This window comes from Pseudomonas sp. P5_B2, assembly GCF_056400445.1.
The window spans coordinates 1-2,888 of record NZ_JBFULH010000527.1; the positions used below are offsets into that span (position 1 = coordinate 1).

The window sequence follows — 2,888 nt, forward strand, 5'->3', positions numbered from 1 at the left end:
TCCCCCGACACCAGTGGAACCGTCGCCGTCGCGCGGGTGTCTAGCCTAAACAGCGTCTGTTCAGAACGCGGCCAACGAGGACACCCCGTGAATATTTTCGAAGCCTTGCGTGAAAGCCACGAGCGTCAACGCAGCTATGCCAAAGCGCTGATCAAAACCAGTGGTGACACCCCGGAACGGGTCGAAGCTTACAAGCAGCTCAAGTCCGAACTTCAGGCCCATGAAACCGCCGAGGAACGCCATTTCTACATTCCGCTGATGGAGTTCGACAATGGCGTCGACCTGAGCCGCCACGCCATCGCCGAACACCACGAGATGGACGAAATGATGGAGGAGCTGGACGAGACCGAGATGTCCAGCCCGGCGTGGCTGGCGACTGCGAAAAAGTTGTCCGAGAAGGTCCATCACCACTTGGAAGAGGAAGAGCAGAAGTTCTTCCAGATGGCTGGCAAGCTGCTCGATGACAAACAGAAAGAGACACTCGCCGGCCAGTATGAAAAAGAATACAAGGCGCAGCTCTCCTGAGCCTAAGGAACGACACAATCCTGTAGCAGCTGGCGAAGCCTGCGTCCGGCTGCGAAGCAGTCGTGAAATCAGGCGATGCGGTGTTTCAGGAAGACTGAAAACTCAGGTTTTACGACTGCTGCGCAGCCGGACGCAGGCTTCGCCGGCTGCTACAAGTTACGCATCATGGAATGCCGGGCTTTTTCGTTTTCGCCTACCATGGGCGCTTTGACGAAAAAAGGATGCTGTCATGGCGAATACAGCCGAACGGGTCAACATCATCGAATCCCAGGTGTTGTCCCACGACTGGTACCTGCTGAAGAAAATTACCTTCGACTATCAGCGCAACAACGGCGACTGGCAGCGCCAGACCCGCGAGGTCTACGACCGGGGCAATGGCGTGGCGATTCTGTTGTTCAACCGCGAAAAGAGAACCATCGTGCTGACGCGCCAATTTCGCCTGCCCGTGTTCGTCAACGGTCACGATGGTTTGCTGATCGAAGTGGCGGCCGGCTTGCTTGAAGGGGCTGATCCCGAAGAACGCATCCGCGCCGAAGCCGAGGAAGAAACCGGGTACCGCGTGCACCATGTGCAGAAGGTGTTCGAGTCGTACATGAGCCCCGGCTCGGTCACCGAAAAGCTGCACTTCTTCATCGCTGAATATGACGCTGGATTGAAAGTCAGCGAGGGCGGCGGGCTGGAGGAAGAGACCGAAGAACTGGAGGTGCTGGAATGGGCCTTCGACGAGGCACTTGAGGCGTTTTATCGCGGTGAGATCTGCGACGCCAAGACCATCATGCTCCTGCAATATGCGGCGATAAAGGACATTTTCACCTGAACGACACTTTCCCTGTAGCAGCTGACGAGCTCCGCGAGGCTGCGTTTGATGCGGGCCGCGGCCGTGGATGTGGGCAGCGCGTTGCATCAGCTAGATCGAGTGCGCTCCGAATACGACGGCTTCGCCGCCGAACGCAGCCTCGCAGGCTCGGCAGCTGCTACAGGTGTTCCGGTCAGTCAGAACAGATCGCCCATCCTGCTGGCGCCTGACCACTCGCAGCCTTCAAGCGTCAGCAACCGCTCCTTCGCCTCAAGCCCGCCGGCAAACCCGGTGAGCTTGCCCGAGGCACCGATCACTCGATGGCAGGGCGCAACAATCGAAATCGGGTTCTTGCCATTCGCCGCGCCCACCGCTCGAACAGCGCTCGGATTACCGATCTGCCGGGCAATCTGGCTATAGCTGCGTGTCTCTCCGAACGGGATGGTCAGCAGCGCTTGCCACACCTTTTTCTGAAAGTCCGTGCCGGCAAAATCCAGTTCCAATTCGAAGCGATCTCGCGTGCCGGCAAAGTATTCCTGCAACTGCCGAACGGCGCTCACCAGGATCGGATTGTCCGCAGCTTCATGCATCGGGCCAAGCCGCACCCGGTTCGGCTTGTCGTTTTCCCAGAGGATGGCCGCCAGTCTTGCGTCTTTCGCCACCAGCTTCAATTCGCCGACCGGAGACGCCAGGGTGGTGAAGGTGTAGGTCATGCTGGCGGACTCCGCAGAAGGGCTGAACAGAGGCTCAGCATACTGCCTCGACGGGGAGGCGCAATACGCAATCGCGACCATACTTGCTTGTGCTTTTGAACCGCTCACTCTGTGTTTGACAGAGCCTGAAAACAAAAAAAGAGACCGACTCATGAAGTACGAACCTTTTGCCAAATCGCTCATCGCGACTTCCTTGGCTTTAAGCTGCCTTGCCGCGCACGCGGCCTCTGTGGCCCCCGTCGCGGCCGAAAACGGCATGGTGGTCACGGCCCAGCATCTGGCCTCCCAGGTGGGGGTCGATGTGCTCAAGAACGGCGGCAACGCCGTCGATGCCGCTGTCGCGGTGGGTTACGCGCTGGCGGTGGTGTACCCCGCAGCGGGGAACCTGGGCGGCGGCGGTTTCATGACCATCCAGCTGGCGGATGGGCGCAAAACCTTTCTCGACTTCCGTGAAAAAGCCCCGCTGGCCGCCACCGCTAACATGTACCTCGATAAAGAAGGCAATGTCGTCCCAGACCTCAGTACCCGTGGCCACCTGGCCGTCGGCGTGCCGGGGACCGTGTCCGGCATGGAACTGGCCCTGAGCAAGTACGGCACCAAACCGCGCAAGGAAGTGATCGCCCCGGCGATCAAGCTGGCTGAAGACGGGTTTGTGCTGGAGCAGGGCGATGTCGATTTGCTGGACTACGCCACCGACGTGTTCAAGAAAGACATCAAGGACTCGGGCGCGATTTTCCTGAGCAACGGCGAGCCGATGCAGGTCGGGCAAAAACTGGTGCAGAAGGATCTGGGCAAGACCCTGAAGGAAAGTTCCGAGAAGGGCGCCGATGGCTTCTATAAAGGCTGGGTCGCCG

The 2,888-nt window shown here is 59.1% G+C and carries 4 protein-coding genes; 3 read left to right on the top strand and 1 reads right to left on the bottom strand.

What is annotated here, in order from left to right; genetic code table 11:
• The first annotated feature begins 87 nt into the window (after positions 1-87).
• A complete protein-coding gene (locus AC1DRJ_RS23430; RefSeq protein ID WP_007947486.1) occupies positions 88-525 on the top strand; it encodes a hemerythrin domain-containing protein in 438 nt (145 codons plus the stop codon).
• A gap of 229 nt (positions 526-754) precedes the next feature.
• A complete protein-coding gene (locus tag AC1DRJ_RS23435; protein WP_477804246.1) occupies positions 755-1,342 on the top strand; it encodes an NUDIX domain-containing protein in 588 nt (195 codons plus the stop codon).
• A 176-nt stretch (positions 1,343-1,518) separates the two neighbouring features.
• Here the strand turns inward: AC1DRJ_RS23435 and AC1DRJ_RS23440 are convergent, their stop codons facing one another.
• Positions 1,519-2,034, bottom strand: coding sequence for a methylated-DNA--[protein]-cysteine S-methyltransferase (locus tag AC1DRJ_RS23440; protein WP_477804248.1), 516 nt, complete (start codon positions 2,032-2,034; stop codon positions 1,519-1,521).
• A 151-nt stretch (positions 2,035-2,185) separates the two neighbouring features.
• Here AC1DRJ_RS23440 and AC1DRJ_RS23445 point away from each other — a divergent pair.
• A partial coding sequence (locus AC1DRJ_RS23445; protein ID WP_477804247.1) for a gamma-glutamyltransferase occupies positions 2,186-2,888 on the top strand: 703 nt, incomplete at its 3' end.